Annotated in this window: 14 protein-coding genes; 12 read left to right on the top strand and 2 right to left on the bottom strand. The window is 55.5% G+C overall.

Features of this window, described 5'->3' with window-relative positions; genetic code table 11:
* Positions 1–64 precede the first annotated feature (64 nt).
* From katG to rmuC, 4 genes are all read left to right on the top strand, one after another.
* Positions 65–2,269, top strand: coding sequence for a catalase/peroxidase HPI (gene katG, locus IOB61_RS11370; RefSeq protein ID WP_290816688.1), 2,205 nt, complete (start codon positions 65–67; stop codon positions 2,267–2,269).
* A 158-nt stretch (positions 2,270–2,427) separates the two neighbouring features.
* On the top strand, positions 2,428–3,564 hold the full coding sequence (locus IOB61_RS11365) for an alkaline phosphatase D family protein (RefSeq protein WP_290816623.1): 1,137 nt from the start codon (positions 2,428–2,430) through the stop codon (positions 3,562–3,564).
* A gap of 81 nt (positions 3,565–3,645) precedes the next feature.
* Complete coding sequence (locus IOB61_RS11360; protein ID WP_290816620.1) at positions 3,646–5,118, top strand: NAD(P)/FAD-dependent oxidoreductase; 1,473 nt, start codon at positions 3,646–3,648, stop codon at positions 5,116–5,118.
* A 343-nt stretch (positions 5,119–5,461) separates the two neighbouring features.
* The gene (gene rmuC, locus IOB61_RS11355; RefSeq protein ID WP_290816617.1) at positions 5,462–7,000 is read left to right on the top strand and encodes a DNA recombination protein RmuC; all 1,539 of its coding nucleotides are present in this window, start codon (positions 5,462–5,464) and stop codon (positions 6,998–7,000) included.
* Positions 7,001–7,077: 77 nt separating this feature from the next.
* On the opposite strand, the gene IOB61_RS11350 is transcribed toward rmuC, so the two are convergent.
* Positions 7,078–7,827, bottom strand: a complete 750-nt coding sequence (locus IOB61_RS11350; protein WP_290816614.1) for a Bax inhibitor-1/YccA family protein — start codon at positions 7,825–7,827, stop codon at positions 7,078–7,080.
* 231 nt (positions 7,828–8,058) lie between these two features.
* Between IOB61_RS11350 and maiA the strand changes: the two genes are divergently transcribed.
* From maiA to IOB61_RS11310, 8 genes are all read left to right on the top strand, one after another.
* Positions 8,059–8,700: a maleylacetoacetate isomerase gene (gene maiA, locus IOB61_RS11345; RefSeq protein WP_290816611.1), complete on the top strand. Its 642-nt coding sequence runs from the start codon at positions 8,059–8,061 to the stop codon at positions 8,698–8,700.
* 41 nt (positions 8,701–8,741) lie between these two features.
* Positions 8,742–9,023 (top strand): hypothetical protein, encoded by a 282-nt coding sequence (locus IOB61_RS11340; protein WP_290816608.1) that lies wholly within the window; start codon positions 8,742–8,744, stop codon positions 9,021–9,023.
* Between the two features lie 2 nt (positions 9,024–9,025).
* Positions 9,026–9,544, top strand: a complete 519-nt coding sequence (locus IOB61_RS11335; protein ID WP_290816605.1) for a hypothetical protein — start codon at positions 9,026–9,028, stop codon at positions 9,542–9,544.
* Positions 9,541–9,984, top strand: coding sequence for a MarR family winged helix-turn-helix transcriptional regulator (locus IOB61_RS11330; protein ID WP_290816603.1), 444 nt, complete (start codon positions 9,541–9,543; stop codon positions 9,982–9,984). The genes IOB61_RS11335 and IOB61_RS11330 overlap by 4 nt, the downstream gene beginning before the upstream one ends.
* Before the next feature lie 69 nt (positions 9,985–10,053).
* Positions 10,054–11,130 carry a 4-hydroxyphenylpyruvate dioxygenase gene (gene hppD, locus IOB61_RS11325; RefSeq protein WP_290816601.1) on the top strand — a complete coding sequence of 359 codons (1,077 nt, stop codon included), beginning with the start codon at positions 10,054–10,056 and terminating at the stop codon, positions 11,128–11,130.
* An 87-nt stretch (positions 11,131–11,217) separates the two neighbouring features.
* The gene (locus tag IOB61_RS11320; RefSeq protein WP_290816599.1) at positions 11,218–12,270 is read left to right on the top strand and encodes an isoaspartyl peptidase/L-asparaginase family protein; all 1,053 of its coding nucleotides are present in this window, start codon (positions 11,218–11,220) and stop codon (positions 12,268–12,270) included.
* 15 nt (positions 12,271–12,285) lie between these two features.
* Positions 12,286–12,846, top strand: a complete 561-nt coding sequence (locus tag IOB61_RS11315) for a VOC family protein (protein ID WP_290816596.1) — start codon at positions 12,286–12,288, stop codon at positions 12,844–12,846.
* Positions 12,847–12,895: 49 nt separating this feature from the next.
* Entirely contained in the window at positions 12,896–13,900 is a 1,005-nt protein-coding gene (locus IOB61_RS11310) for a fumarylacetoacetate hydrolase family protein (protein WP_290816593.1), read from the top strand.
* A gap of 39 nt (positions 13,901–13,939) precedes the next feature.
* Here the strand turns inward: IOB61_RS11310 and IOB61_RS11305 are convergent, their stop codons facing one another.
* Positions 13,940–14,611, bottom strand: coding sequence for a CPBP family intramembrane glutamic endopeptidase (locus IOB61_RS11305; protein WP_290816590.1), 672 nt, complete (start codon positions 14,609–14,611; stop codon positions 13,940–13,942).
* Positions 14,612–15,092: the final 481 nt, after the last annotated feature.

Below are 15,092 nucleotides of genomic sequence, written 5' to 3'. Positions count from 1 at the left end.
CCAATGTTACCTGTGGCCTTAGGGTAGATCCATGACTTCACCACCAAAAAAAGAGGATATGACGATGGAAACCCAAGGCAAATGCCCTGTTATGCATGGTGGCGGCCAACCCGCTAAAGTTGGAACCCAATCCAATCGTGATTGGTGGCCAAACCAGCTTAATCTGAAAATGCTGCATCAGCATACCAGCCTTTCAAGTCCCATGGGACAAGGCTTTGACTATGCCGCCGCTTTCCAAGCTTTAGACCTCGACGCACTAAAGGCCGATGTGATGGCATTGATGACCCAGTCGCAAGATTGGTGGCCAGCCGATTACGGCCATTATGGCCCCTTCTTCATTCGGATGGCATGGCATAGTGCCGGGACCTATCGCACGGGTGACGGCCGGGGCGGCGCTGGCGCTGGAACCTTGCGGTTCGCGCCGTTGAACAGCTGGCCCGACAATGGCAATCTCGACAAAGCCCGTCGCCTGCTGTGGCCGATCAAACAGAAGTATGGCAGTGCCATTTCCTGGGCCGACCTCATGATCCTCGCAGGCAATTGTGCGCTTGAGTCGATGGGCTTCAAAACCTTTGGCTTTGCTGGTGGTCGTGTGGATGTCTGGGAACCAGAAGAAGATATCTATTGGGGTAAAGAAAAGGGCTGGTTGGATGACCAGCGCTATTCAGGCGAACGGGAATTAGAAAACCCCTTGGCTGCCGTTCAGATGGGCTTGATCTATGTGAACCCAGAAGGTCCCAATGGCGTGCCTGACCCCTTGGCCTCGGCCTTCGACATTCGCGAGACCTTTGGCCGTATGGCGATGAATGATGAAGAGACCGTCGCATTGATCGCGGGTGGCCACACATTTGGCAAAGCCCATGGTGCCGCAGACCCCAGCAAATATGTGGGCCCTGAACCTGAAGGTGCCACAATTGAGGAACAGGGCTTTGGCTGGGCCAATAGCTTTGGCTCTGGCAAGGGTGCAGACACCATCACCAGCGGCCTTGAAGGGGCTTGGACCACCAATCCGATCAAGTGGGACAATAATTATTTCGACAATCTGTTTGGCTATGAATGGGTACAGACCAAGAGCCCAGCTGGGGCGACCCAATTTGTGCCAGCAGAAGCCGATGCCCATGGCACAGTCCCGGATGCACATGACCCCAATAAGCGTCATGCGCCTGTGATGTTTACCACCGACCTCGCGCTACGATTCGACCCGATTTATGGGCCGATCTCCAAGCGCTTCCATGAAAATCCAGACCAGTTTGCCGATGCCTTTGCAAGGGCATGGTATAAGCTCACCCACCGTGACATGGGCCCACGCGCCCTGCATCTTGGCCCTTGGGTTCCAGCCGAAGAATTGATCTGGCAAGATCCAATCCCTGCCTTGGACCATGCCTTGGTAGATGACGCCGATATTGCCGCCCTAAAGGCAGAAATTGCGGCTACAGGTCTTAGCATTTCGGAAATGGTGTCAACAGCTTGGGCGTCGGCCTCGACGTTCCGTGGCTCAGACAAGCGTGGTGGGGCCAATGGGGCTCGCATCGCTTTGGCCCCGCAGAAGGACTGGGAGGTCAACCAACCTGAGCAATTGGCCAAGGTATTGGAGCACTTGCGCACCATCCAGGCCAAGTTCAATGCCAAAGCTACCTCGGGCAAAAAAGTCTCCTTGGCAGATTTGATTGTTCTGGCAGGCTCTGTCGGCCTAGAGTCCGCAGCCGCCAAGGCAGGCCATAGCATCAAAGTACCCTTCACCCCCGGGCGGATGGATGCCAGCCAAGAGCAAACCGATGTGGCCTCGTTCCAAGTGATGGAACCGGTCGCAGATGGCTTCCGCAATTATCAAAAGCCCAATCTGTCGATTTCGGCTGAAGAATTGCTGGTGGACCGGGCGCAGCTTTTGACCCTCACCGCGCCTGAAATGACAGTATTGGTAGGCGGCCTGCGCGCTTTAGGGGTGACAAGCCCGGATGGACGCCATGGTGTTCTGACCGCACGCCCTGAGACATTGACGGCAGATTTCTTTGTCAATCTGCTTGATATGGATGTGGCTTGGGCCCCGATTGCGGGAGAATCTGGCCTCTATCAAGGCCGCAATCGTCACACCGGAGCCAAGGTTTGGACGGCAACGCGGGTTGATCTAGTCTTTGGGTCTAACTCGCAATTGCGGGCTTTGGCTGAGGTCTATGCGAGCCAAGATGGGCAAGCCCGCTTCCTCGATGCCTTTGTGTCCGCTTGGACCAAAGTGATGAACTTGGATCGCTTTGATCTGAAGAAGAACTAATCAAGCCGGGGCTGTCGCCACGTATCGGGTGGCGGCAGCCCTTGTCTAACAGTGCTAAGCCCACACCTTGACCGGCTCAAGACCGTTCGCTTCATGACAGGTGCGACTCACCCTCACTTTGTCATGAAGATGACGCTGAGTGGGATTAAGGGAAAAGCATGTTTCAAAGACGCCAATTTTTGACCCTAGGGGGCAGTGCTGCCCTTACCACACTGCCTTTAGCAGGCTGCGTCACCGCCAAGCCTTTCTTGGAAGATTTGCCCGATTTTCCCCGCGCGCCCATCAGCCCACGACTTGGCAATCGCCGTGTGTCACGTATCGCACTCACCTCATGTTCAGACCAAGACTTGGACTTGAGCCTGCTTGACGATGTTCAGGCGGCAAAGCCCGATCTCCTGATTATGATGGGCGATAATGTCTATGGCTCTGATACGCCCAAAGATCCGCAATTGCCCGGCCTGAAAGAAGCCTATCGCAAGCTTTCCGAGGCACCGGCCTTTCGCAGACTGGTCTCTGCCACGCCAACAGAAGCCGTCTGGGACGACCATGATTACGGCATGAATGATGGCGGTGGAGACTTTGCCTTTAAGGCCAAAGCCCAAGCCATGTTCGTGAGCTTTTGGAACATTGCGCGCAACAACCCAATTCGCCAGCGTCCGGGCATTTATCGTGCGTTTCGTTCAGGCCCGCCTGGCCAAGTCTTGCAGGTCATTTTGCTCGACACGCGCTATTTTCGCGACCCCCTTGTGCGAACCGATCAACGCAATGCACCGGGCAAAGAACGCTATATCCCCCACCCCCTGAGCTCTGAAGCCGACATTTTGGGGGCTGCGCAATGGGCGTTTTTAGAAGAGGAGTTAAAAAAGCCCGCCGATTTGCGCCTCATCATCTCCTCTATCCAAGTCATTGCGGACGGCCACGGCTGGGAGCGCTGGGGCAATTTCCCGCGGGCGCAACAACGGCTGTATGATCTGATTGCCCAAACCAAGGCCAATGGTGTCGTCTTTGCATCTGGCGACCGCCATTTTGGCTCAATCCATCAACAAAAAACCGGCGTTGCCTATCCGCTGACAGACATCACAGCCTCTGGGATCAATAAGGGCTTTACCACAGCACCCGGCACAGATTGGATAAGAGAGCCTGCCAGCAATCGGATTGGTGATGGCTATGGACCGATTAACTTTGGCCTTGTTGAGGTGGATTGGGCAGGTCAGACACTCGATCTCAAGCTTGCCGGCGTGGGCGGAAAGATAACACGGGCGCATCGTCTGGCCTTTGGCGATCTGCGCGCCTGAGACCCAGCCAAACAGGGGCATTGTAAGCCAGCTCTTTTTGTATGATCGTGGCGCTCACAATAAAAACTGGGAGCGACTTTCATGGATCATTCAACCCCCATCGCAATCATCGGCGCGGGCCTCGGTGGGCTTGCTGCTGCCATTCAGTTGAAACAGGCTGGTTACACCAATCTGATCCTGCTGGAGAAAGCCAGCCGCGTTGGGGGCACGTGGGCCCAGAATACCTATCCCGGCTGCTCCTGCGATGTGCCGGTTGCGCTCTATCAATATAGCTTTGCCCCGGCGATCCATTGGACCAACACCTATCCCAGCTCGGCCGAAATTCAGGCCTATTGCGAACAATTGGTCGCGGGGTTCGATTTAAGCCCCATGCTTTCCCTGAACACCGAAGCCACTTCTGCTGTCTGGGACGAGACCCACCAGCACTGGACGATCACCACACGCGACGGCCAAGTTCACCAGGTCGGGGCCATCATCTCGGCCTTGGGTCAATTGAACCGCCCGTCAATCCCGCCGATTCCGGGGCAAGAAGGCTTTCAGGGGGCCAGCATGCATTCGGCAGCTTGGAACCATGACATCGACCTTACAGGCAAGCGGGTGGGGGTCATTGGCTCTGCGGCGAGCGCGGTACAATTGATTCCAGAAGTCGCAAAGGTTGCGGGCTCGCTGGTGGTGTTTCAACGCTCTGCCAATTATATCGGGCCTCGCGGTGACCGCGAAATCCCACCCACCGAAATTGCGCTTCTGCTCAGCAACCCACAAGCGGCGATGGACCTAGGCGCACGCAATCGCGCCATGATTTTTGACACCGCCGACACGTATTTCTGGCAGACATTTAGCTGGACCCCGGAAGGCCGCGCTGCCTATGCCGACATCGCCAAGCGCCATTTGGAAAAGCAGATTGCAGACCCTGTTCTCCGCGCGAAGCTCACGCCCAATTACCCCGTTGGCTGCAAACGCTTTCTTTTCACCGACACCTTTTACCCCGCCCTCACCCAAGACCATGTGACGCTCGAGACCGCTAGGATCGAAGGGTTTGATGCAACGGGCCTCAGCGTTGAAACAGGCACCCATTATGATTTGGACGTGGTGATTTATGCCACCGGATTTGAAACGACCGGCTGGCACTGGAGCTTAGATGTCGTCGGCCAACAAGGGACACGCCTTGCCGATCACTGGGCAGAAGGGCCTGAGGCCTATTTGGGCATCACCACAGCGGGCTTCCCAAACTTCTTCATGCTCTATGGCCCCCATACCAATCTGGGCCACAATTCCATCACCTTTATGATTGAGCGGCAGATTGAGTATGTGCGGGCAATGCTGGCAGGCCTAGCCGAACAAAAGGCCAAATCCGCGAGCATTAAGCCCGAGGCTCAGGCACGGTTTATCGCGAAGTTACAAGAAGATTTAGGCCGAACTGTTTGGGCAGATCCCAGCTGCAATTCTTGGTACAAGAATGAAAAAGGGCAAATTACACAAAATTGGGGCCGTAATTGCACCGCTTATGCCGAGGCCGTGAATACTGTAATTTGGGAAGATTATCAGGTGTGTTGACCGCACAGTGGAATTTAGTTGTCCTTCGAATTGCTGCAACAGAGAGTCCAAAGGACTTGACAGAAAGGTGACAGATTGTCACACAAAAGAGGCTTGGACTTCGGTCCGGCGGCGTTTCGGGGAGGAGACGCCCTTTTGGCTCTCGCGAGAGGGTGGCCGCGCCTAACCATGGCGCGGCCTTTTTTTATCTTGCCACCTCCCAATCTGTTTTATCAAAAGCTCGACTGCGTCCCGTTTTGACGTAGAACTAGACTAGACTGTCGTGCTGTGTGTGAGCCCGGCACCAGCTGTGGCACAAACATGTCAGACTATCTCCAGATTGAGTCGCAAGGACATCTTAGCCATGGCCCCCTCCACGAGCCCGGAAACCATTTCGCCCGAATTTTTGAACTTGATGGCTGTTATTGGCCTCTATGTGTTAATCCTCTTAGTCGCGGTCTATTTTGCCCTGACGCGGTCTAACCGTCCTTTGACCCAATTGGGTCGGCGGATTGAGGACATGAATGTGCGTTTTGTCGATTATCGGCAGGACCTTCAGACCGGCATCACCTCGGTTCGCGAAGAAGCCCAACGCCAGAACCTGCAAGCGCGCGAAGAAATGGCCAGTCGCATGGCAGGAATCGCCCAAGACCTGCAGCGTCTGATTGACGTCATGTCGGCTGCCCAGCGCGAGCGGCTCGACGCCTTTGGCGTGAGTTTGGCGGAGTATCGCGCCGCTACCAGCGAAGACAGCCGCGCCCTGCGCGAGGAGGTCAATAAAGCCATTGCTTTGCTTTCGGCCACATTGGTCGACGGCATGACAGCGCAGGGCCGCTCTCAAGCTGAGGAGCTCAGCAAAGCGCAAACCCAGATCAAGGAAATGATGGAGGCAAATGATCGCACCGCGCTGGCGCTGCGCCAAACCGTCGAAGGCCGCCTTGATGTCCTGCGGCAGGAAAATGAAGCTAAGCTGGAACAGATGCGCGTGACGGTTGATGAAAAGCTGCAAGGCACGTTGGAGCAACGCTTGGGTGCCTCCTTCAACCAAGTGAATGAGCAATTAGAGCGCGTATTTAAGTCTGTCGGTGAGATGCAGACCATTGCCACCGGCGTTGGCGACCTCAAACGCGTCCTAACCAATGTGAAAGCCCGCGGCACGTGGGGTGAAGCTACTTTGGGCATGCTGCTGGAACAGGCAATGAGCCAAGAGCAATATGCCCAGAATGTTGAAGTGAAACCGGGCAGCAACCAACGCGTCGAATTCGCCATCCGTCTGCCCAATGATGGTGATACGCCGGTCTGGCTGCCGATTGATGCCAAGCTGCCGGTGGAAGATTATGAGCGCCTCATTGATGCCTCAGAACGGGCCGACACGGTGGGAATCGATGCTGCACAAAAGGGTCTTGAACGCGCCATCAAGATCGCCGCCAAAGACATATTCGAGAAATATATCGCGCCTCCGCACACAACCGATTTTGCCATCATGTTCCTGCCAACCGAAGGCTTGTTTGCCGAAGTGGTTCGCCGGCCGGGCCTCGTTGACAGCTTGCAGCGCGACTTCAAAGTCTTGGTTTCTGGCCCCACGACCTTGATGGCGACTCTAACAAGCCTGCGCATGGGCTTCCGGACTTTGGCGATCCAACAGCGCTCCAGCGAAGTCTGGCAGGTGCTGAGTAAGGTCAAGCAAGAGTTTGAGAAGTTTGGCGGCGTCTTGAAGAAAGTTGAAGACAAGCTGGATCAAGCCAAGACGGTTGTGCAACAAGCCCGCACCCGCGAAAATGTGCTGGGTCGGCAATTGCGGGCGGTCGAAACCCTGCCGGGCAGCGCGCCCCTGACCGCCCTGCCCTTTGCCCAGTCGCAAGACCTGCTGGACGATGTGCTGGATGAGGGGGACGAGGCCTAAAGCCTTGCCGATCTGGTCAAACAAAAAGCCCGCCGACTTTCGTCGACGGGCTTTGTTTTTTAGCTGGACCTATCAGCCTATTCGCGGTCGCCCAAGAAGCTGAGCAAGAATTGGAACAGGTTGATGAAGTTCAGATAGAGGCTCAAGGCACCCATCGTGGTTGCAACTGACATCGCGGTTTCGTTGCCCTTCAAGTAATAATACTCGAACTTCAAACGCTGGGTATCAAAAGCGATCAGACCTGAGAAGATCAACACGCCCAAGCCGGAGATGACGAAATTCATCATCGGGCTTTGCAGGAAGATGTTGACGATACCGGCCAAGATCAGGCCAAACATGCCCATGATCAAGAACGAACCAAAGCCCGTCAGGTCACGCTTCGTGGTATAGCCCCACAACGACAGAGCACCGAAGGCCGACGCCGTGATGAAGAAGGTCGAGGCCAAGGACTGACCCGTGTAGATCAGAGCCAACACGCCAAGGCCCGCGCCGATCAGCGTCACAATCGTCCAGTACAACAGGCTCGCACCGGTCTTCGATGGGTTACGCATCGCAAACATCGAGATGAGCAGGATCACCATGGGTGAAAACGCCACAACCATCCCGAGGCCGGTGTAGCCAATGCGACCATTGTTCATCACAAACAACAGATCGCGGACCGGCGGCACCGATGATGTAATATAGGCCAAGATGCCCGAGAGCACCAAGCCAAGGCCCATTTTGTTGTAGACGCCCAACATAAAGCTCCGCAGGCCAGCGTCGACGGACATGTCCATCGTAGTCCCGGCTGGGATCGCTTGAGCGTGAAACCTATTTTGGTCGTTCATTTTCTTTCCTTTTCAACATGCGGACAGCCTTCTGTCGCATTGCTTGGCCTTAATATCATGCCGCTAAGCATTGGACGCAAGACAACTTTACTACACGATTTTGTGTGCGAGGCCGTAATGAGTCGATTGAGTTGCCTGATCGTTTTGTCTAGCAGCCACCGTCGCCGCCGATCTCAACCCCTGTTAGCCTTCCATATGGTGAGGCTACACGCACTATGCTAGGAGAAGCCTATGCTTCAATTACATACATTTTCCCACTCCTCGGCTTCCTACCGCGTTCGCATTGCTTTGGCCCTGAAAGGGGTGACCAGTGACAGCCACTTTGTCTCGCTGATTGCCAATGACCATTTGTCGGAGACCTATCGCGCTCTCAACCCCGAGGGTCGGGTGCCAGCAATCGTGACCGAGCACGGGGTTCTGACCCAATCGTTTGCGATCATGGACTGGTTGGAAGACACCATCCCAGAACCGAGCCTTTATCCCACTGATACGTGGCAGCGGGCCTTATGCCGCGCCTTTGCCCATGCCATTGCGAGCGATATCTTCCCGGTGCAAAATTTGGGTGTTCGGCGCAAGCTGGCTGCCGACTTTGGCGCCGATGAAGCACGTACAACGCAATGGTGTGCGGAATGGATTGCCAAAGGCTTTGCCGCATTAGAAATTGAGACGGCCAAGCGCGTTTGGTCACCAGAACAGGGTTATTTGTTTGGGCCGTCGCCAACTTTGGCGGATATCTGTTTAGTTCCACAGATGAATAATGCCCGCCGCTATGGGGTGGACTTGACCCCCTTCCCGCTTTTGGTTGCCGCCGATACCAAAGCGCGCGCGCATCCGGCCTTTGTTGCAACCGCCCCAGAGACGCAGGCAGGCTGATTTTTGTAGCTTAAGTGTGCAGTTTACGTTAGAGTTACCCTATGGAACACGAACACAAGCTAACCATCCTTTTGCAAAAGGCCCTTGCGAACAGCTTTAATGTTCTCGGGTGGAGTCCTGCCGACATTGAGGCACGAACAGAGCTCGATTCGACCGGGGAAGAGGCTGTGTTTGTGACGCTCTACCTGCCAACCCATAAGCCCTTCCTCAGTGGTCCAGAGTATCGCTCTGCGCATACTTGGATCATTTCCATCCTAGCTGACCGTCAAATTGATCGTCCTGTGTATCTCAGATTGGCGGGCGAAAAAGTACAAGCGGCTTAGCCATGACTTATCCGCTTTTGGATGTCGCCCGCTTGTTGCTTCTGCCTGGCGAAACCGCAGAGGCAAGAGTTGCACGAAACAGAGCGGTGAGCACCGCCTATTACGCCATTTTCTCAGAAGTGTGTGCGCCCATCGCCAAAACCTTTGTTGAGCCTGAACACGCTGCAGGGGCGATAAGTGAGGCCAGCTATCAACGTGCCTTTCGAGCTTTGGAGCATGCTACGCTCCGCAAGATAGCGCTTAAGATCGCAGAAGGCGGCCGCGAGCGGTCAAAAACAGTCCCCATGAGTCCTGCCAAGGCCGTACAACATGTTTGGGCAAGCAATTGCATTGCACTGCAAGAAGCGCGCTATTCTGCAGACTACGACCCCTTTTTCACAGCTTCTCTCCAAGAGGCAGAATCCCGTATCTTACAAGCCGAAGAAGCCCTAGAAGCTTTGACCAAGATCGGCGAAGCAGGACGCAGACAACTGGCGTTTGATCTCGTCTTCACCAACCAAAGACCCACACCTAGATCATGAAGCCCCTCAATCTTGAAACCTATCTGCCCTATCGATTAAGCGTGGCCTCCAACAAGGTCAGCGCCTTGATTGCCAAGGCCTACGAGGCACGATTTGGGTTGACGATCCCACAATGGCGCTTGTTGGCGATCCTCGCCGAAGGCGTGCCGCTGTCGCAGCAAAATCTCGTCACCCGCACCGCCATGGACAAAGTCACCGTCAGCCGTGCAGCACAAGCCCTGATCACACGTGGCCTCGTGCAATCCAAGCCGAGCGAAAAAGACCGTCGCGCTGTTGAGTTGAGCCTGACGGCAGCAGGGGTTTCCATCGTTCAAGAGGTCGCCCCCGTTGCGCTCGCCTTTGAGAAGTCTCTGATTGAGGCCATTGGCGGCCAAGCCGCTGAGCGCTTGGAAGCCATGCTGCGCAAGTTGGAAGACCAGACCGAAAAATTGGCAAAATAGGTGTTGCCCCATCTTGGCAATTAGTAACAAATGAAACTATAATGGGGCTAGCTATGGTTGGAGCCCCCGATGACGGACTTGTTTGAAAACCCCCTTGGTACTGATGGCTTTGAGTTTGTTGAATTCACAAGCCCAGACCCCGACGCATTGGCGACCTATTTCCGCCAATTGGGCTTTACGGCGGTTTCCAAGCATCGCTCGAAGAATGTGATCCGGTTCAAACAAGGCGACATCAACTTCATCCTCAATATGGAGCCTGTGGGTCAAGCAGCTGAGTTCCGCCAGCAGCGCGGACCATCGGCCAATGCCATGGCGTTTCGGGTCAAGGATGCCGCCCACGCCTTCCGGGAGGCAGTCGCGCGCGGGGCCGAAGCTGTCGACAGCCCCATCGGGCCGATGGAACTGGATATTCCTGCGATTAAGGGCATTGGTGGAGCCTTTATCTATCTGGTTGATCGCTATGGTGCCCAAAGCATTTATGATGTCGACTTTAAACCCATCCCCGGCGCTGCCGAAGAAGAAGCCATCAATTCAACAGGTCTGACCTATCTCGACCACCTAACCCACAATGTGTTCCGCGGAAAAATGGACGTATGGGCAGACTATTATGAGCGCATCTTCAACTTCCGCGAGATCCGCTATTTCGACATTGAAGGCAAAGTATCCGGCTTGTTTTCTAAAGCCATGACCAGCCCCTGTGGCAAAATCCGTATCCCCTTGAACGAAAGCAAGGGCGAAGAAGGCAAGACCGACCAGATCGAAGAATTCCTTCAGCGCTATAAGGGTGAAGGCATTCAACATATCGCCATGGGTTCCTCCGACCTATTGACCACAGTCGACCAGCTCCGCGCTCGCGGTGTCGAACTGCAGGACACGATCGATACCTATTTTGACTTGATCGACACCCGCCTGCCCGGTCACGGCCATGATGTGGAAGCCCTGCGTCAGCGCAAAATCTTGATTGATGGTGCGCCAAGCGAAGGCCAAGGCCTGTTGTTGCAAATCTTCGGCAAGGATGCCGTTGGCCCTATCTTTTTCGAGTTTATCCAGCGAAAAGGAAATGAGGGCTTTGGTGAAGGCAATTTCAAAGCCCTGTTTGAAAGCATCGAATTGGACCAGATTCGACGCGGGGTTTTGCAAGGCTAAGGCCGAAATTGGGAGCGGTTTAGGATGGGAAAATTTGGTGCGCTTTGCAGCATAGCGGCTTTAGGTTTCGCGCTGGGTGCCTGCACCATGACCACCCAAATAGGTGACGGCCCGGAAAAGACCCGCACCTTCCTGACAAGCCCCCCAGCCCCCATGCCTGCTTGGTCGATTGCTATTCATGGCGGGGCTGGCGTGATTGAGCGCAAGGACTTAACGCCCGAGCAGGACAAAGCCTATCGCGCCGCCTTGGCAGAAGCCATTGAGATTGGTGCCGATATCCTCCGCAAAGGTGGCGACGGGATCGACGCGGTGGAAGCCACAGCCCGTTATCTGGAAGATAATCCCTTATTCAATGCAGGCCGGGGTGCAGCGATTGATGCCTCTGGCAAAGCGACCTTGGACGCAGCCATTATGGTTGGCCAAGGCCTTAAGGCGGGCGCAGTTGCGGGCATGATGACAACTCGCCACCCGATCAGTGCAGCGCGTGCCGTGATGGAAAAGACTCCACATGTGTTTCTGATCGGCGAAGGCGCGGATCAATTCGCCCGCGAACAAGGCCTTGAACAAGTGCCCAACACCTTCTTCTTGACGGCGCGGCGCTGGCAAATTCTTGAAGAAGTTCTGACCGAACAAAAAATGCCAATCCCGCCAAAGCCCCCGGGCCTCACCAATGATGGCCCCGTCCGCTCGGGCCCGAATGCGGCCAAGTCAGGGGAAGCGCGCTTTGGGACGATTGGGATTGTGGTACGCGACACCAAGGGCATGTTGGTGGCTGGCACCTCCACTGGCGGTCTCACCGGCAAGAAATGGGGCCGCGTCGGCGATGTGCCCGTCATTGGGGCGGGAACTTATGCGACGCCCACCTGCGCGGTCTCGGGCACTGGAACGGGCGAATATTTCATCCGCTTAGGCGTTGCCCGTGCCATTTGCGATAAGGCGGCAGAGCCCGGCATGGACCTGCAGGCTGCAGCAGATGCGGTTATGAAAAAGGACCTGACCGCTTTGGGCGGTGATGGCGGGGTCATTGTCGTCAATGCGCGGGGGCAGACGGTTGCAAGCATGAACACACCTGGCATGTATCGCGCGCAAATGAGTGCGGTTAGCCCTGCGCGCGTGGCCATTTATGCAGACGAGAACTAGGATAAGGGACGAGTCATGAGCCAGCTTCGAGGCATTCACCATGTCGCCTATCGCTGCCGCGATGCGAAGGAAACGGTGGACTTTTATCACGACGTGTTGGGCATGGATTTTCAAATCGCCTTTGCCGAAGACCATGTGCCCTCTACCGGTGCCTATGACCCTTATATGCACGTCTTTCTCGATGCCGGCGGCGGCAATGTGCTGGCCTTTTTCGAACTGCCTGAGCAGCCGGACATGGGCCGCGACCCCAATACGCCCGAATGGGTGCAGCACATCGCCTTTAAGGTCGATAGTGAAGAAGCTTTGCTCGCTGGCAAGGCGCGAGCTGAGGCGCGCGGGTGCACGGTGATTGGCCCAACCGATCACGGCATTTTTCGCTCCATCTATTTCTTCGACCCCAATGGGCACAGGTTGGAACTCGCCCATGATACCGGCACTGCTGCAGAACTAACCGAACTGCGACGGGTTGCGCCCGAGATGCTGGAAGAATGGTCGCGCACGAAAAAAGCGCCACGCCATGCCGACTGGCTGCACGCCAAGGCCCGCGCCAGCCACGCAAAATCTGATCCGGCTTAAAAAGTACCATAGAAACGGTCTGGGACCACCCAGCCTTTAGGAAACGCTGATGAAACTCGCCTCACTCAAATCTGGCCGCGATGGTCGCCTCGTCGTGGTCTCGTCTGACTTGAATTATTGTACCGATGCGGGCCTGATCGCTCCAACTTTACAAGCCGCGCTTGACGATTGGGCCCGGTGCGGCCCTGCCCTACAGACGTTGAGCGAGGCCCTTGAACGCGGTGCAGTTCCCACCGAACGCTTTCATGAACGTGAGGCCCATTCGCCGCTGCCGCGCGCCTATCAATGGGCCGATGGTTCCGCCTATGTGAACCATGTCCAATTGGTGCGCCAAGCCCGCGGCGCTGAGATGCCAGAAAGCTTTTGGACCGACCCACTAATGTATCAAGGCGGCTCCGACGATTTCTTGCCGCCACGTGCGCCCATCCCGCTGGCCGATGAAGCTTGGGGCTGTGACCTTGAGGCCGAAGTCGCCGTCATCACCACCGATGTGCCGCAGGGAATTAGCGCAGAAGCAGCGCGTGACCACATCGCTCTCATTTGTCTCGTCAATGATGTCAGCCTGCGCAATCTGATCCCCAATGAATTGGCCAAGGGCTTTGGCTTCTTCCAGGCCAAACCCGCCAGCGCGTTCTCCCCTGTCGCCGTGACGCCCGACAGCCTCGGGCCTTTATGGGACGGCGGCAAACTGCATGTCACCTTAAGCGTGGACCTCGATGGTAAGCCCTTGGGACGGGCCGAAACCGGCGTGGATATGACGTTTGATTTTGGCCAATTGATCGCCCATGCCGCCCGTACCCGTAACCTCTGCGCTGGCACGATTATTGGCTCTGGCACGGTGTCCAACCGCGATGCGGCTGGTGGCCCAGGTAAGCCGATCGCCGAAGGTGGCCTTGGCTATTCCTGCTTGGCCGAAGTGCGCGTCGTAGAAACGATTCTGCACGGTGCCGCCAAGACGCCCTTCCTCAAACACGGCCAAGTCGTACGCATCTGGGCCGATGACGCCTCCGGCCACTCCATCTTTGGGGCGATTGAGCAGAAGGTGGTTGGGTAGCGCCTTTTCAGCCTATTTGAAATAATCTCGATTTAGACTTCACTCTACCTCCGGAGAGATTTGCAGGCGCACATAGAGCGCGGTAAAGAAGATCATATTGTGTAGGGTGTGCGCTACCAAAGGCACCCAAATTGATCCAGAAATGGTAAAGGCACAGCCCCAGATGAGGCCGGCGATCCCGGCGTGGATGGCATGCCCCGGCCTTTCCTTCGACAAATGAGCCAAGCCGAAGATAATTGACGACATCAAAACAAGACAAAACGTCTCAAAATTCGTGCTGCCATCAGACAATCCTATGCCAATAAAGGCCACCCTGAATACAAGTTCTTCTAGCGTCGCCATAACGGGAAGATAAAGCGCAACGAAAATGCAGAATTGATAAGGCTTTGCGGTGAGAAAGCGCTCATATGGGTTGTTGTCGTCCGAACGCGGCAGTCGAAAGGCCTTATGGATCAGGATATATAAAACCGCACCTCCCAAGCCTACGATCAGCGTCATGGCAACTTGTGACAGGAAACCAGCGATGTCAGAGGGTGGGGTAAAGTATTGCCGCAAACGATCCAAGGTAACGGTTGAACTAAAGGCGAACAACAAACCCAACCCAAGAACGGCCAAGTAGGGAATCAATGCGCTCCATTTGTACCAGCGAGCCAGACGCCTTAACGCCAGAAAGGATGCCATCAAGCCGATTGCTGCCCAGAATTCGGTCACCTGTTATTTCCCTTTAGCTCTGAATTGCATCGGTATCTAAAGCGAGCGGTAGCCGCTTCAGTGATGTGGCATTCGGTGTCATCCGGCGACAGAAGCGCCGCACCTAAGGTGAATCCCAGTCCTTGAATGCCAAACGGTCAAGCAAAACCTGAAGTGGCTCTGTTCAAGTTTACGTCAGGAAGGCTTATGCGCAGGCCCTGCCTGCCCCAAAAGCCATACATTATTGTTCGTGGGCGATTTAACGCGACACATCGCCCGATCCCGCCAGAAGAAGCGGCCTGAAAGGTTTTTTCCGTCTGGACCCATTTTGGTGGAAACCTTGTTTCACCAAAATGGATGATCGAGGATGAGCGCGACATCTGGGTCGTCAAGTGCGCAGCTTTGCTGCGTCGCAAGCGATCCGTTTTCGAAGAAAACGGACACTTTACTATTCCGATGTCGCAAGAACAATTTCGGTTGCGGTTTGGTGGGCCGGAAGGAT

The sequence above is a fragment of the Aquidulcibacter sp. genome, from assembly GCF_020253525.1.
GTDB lineage: Bacteria > Pseudomonadota > Alphaproteobacteria > Caulobacterales > Aquidulcibacteraceae > Aquidulcibacter.
This window is presented reverse-complemented; position numbering and strand designations above follow the sequence as displayed.

Excerpts from the sequence above, each read along its gene's own strand:
- IOB61_RS11350 (WP_290816614.1), bottom strand. The coding sequence starts at position 7,827 with ATGAACGACCAAAATAGGTTTCACGCTCAAGCGATCCCAGCCGGGACT.
- hppD (WP_290816601.1), top strand. The coding sequence starts at position 10,054 with ATGACGGACTTGTTTGAAAACCCCCTTGGTACTGATGGCTTTGAGTTT.
- maiA (WP_290816611.1), top strand. The coding sequence starts at position 8,059 with ATGCTTCAATTACATACATTTTCCCACTCCTCGGCTTCCTACCGCGTT.
- IOB61_RS11340 (WP_290816608.1), top strand. The coding sequence starts at position 8,742 with ATGGAACACGAACACAAGCTAACCATCCTTTTGCAAAAGGCCCTTGCG.
- IOB61_RS11330 (WP_290816603.1), top strand. The coding sequence starts at position 9,541 with ATGAAGCCCCTCAATCTTGAAACCTATCTGCCCTATCGATTAAGCGTG.
- IOB61_RS11360 (WP_290816620.1), top strand. The coding sequence starts at position 3,646 with ATGGATCATTCAACCCCCATCGCAATCATCGGCGCGGGCCTCGGTGGG.
- IOB61_RS11365 (WP_290816623.1), top strand. The coding sequence starts at position 2,428 with ATGTTTCAAAGACGCCAATTTTTGACCCTAGGGGGCAGTGCTGCCCTT.
- IOB61_RS11310 (WP_290816593.1), top strand. The coding sequence starts at position 12,896 with ATGAAACTCGCCTCACTCAAATCTGGCCGCGATGGTCGCCTCGTCGTG.
- IOB61_RS11335 (WP_290816605.1), top strand. The coding sequence starts at position 9,026 with ATGACTTATCCGCTTTTGGATGTCGCCCGCTTGTTGCTTCTGCCTGGC.
- IOB61_RS11320 (WP_290816599.1), top strand. The coding sequence starts at position 11,218 with ATGACCACCCAAATAGGTGACGGCCCGGAAAAGACCCGCACCTTCCTG.
- rmuC (WP_290816617.1), top strand. The coding sequence starts at position 5,462 with ATGGCCCCCTCCACGAGCCCGGAAACCATTTCGCCCGAATTTTTGAAC.
- IOB61_RS11315 (WP_290816596.1), top strand. The coding sequence starts at position 12,286 with ATGAGCCAGCTTCGAGGCATTCACCATGTCGCCTATCGCTGCCGCGAT.
- katG (WP_290816688.1), top strand. The coding sequence starts at position 65 with ATGGAAACCCAAGGCAAATGCCCTGTTATGCATGGTGGCGGCCAACCC.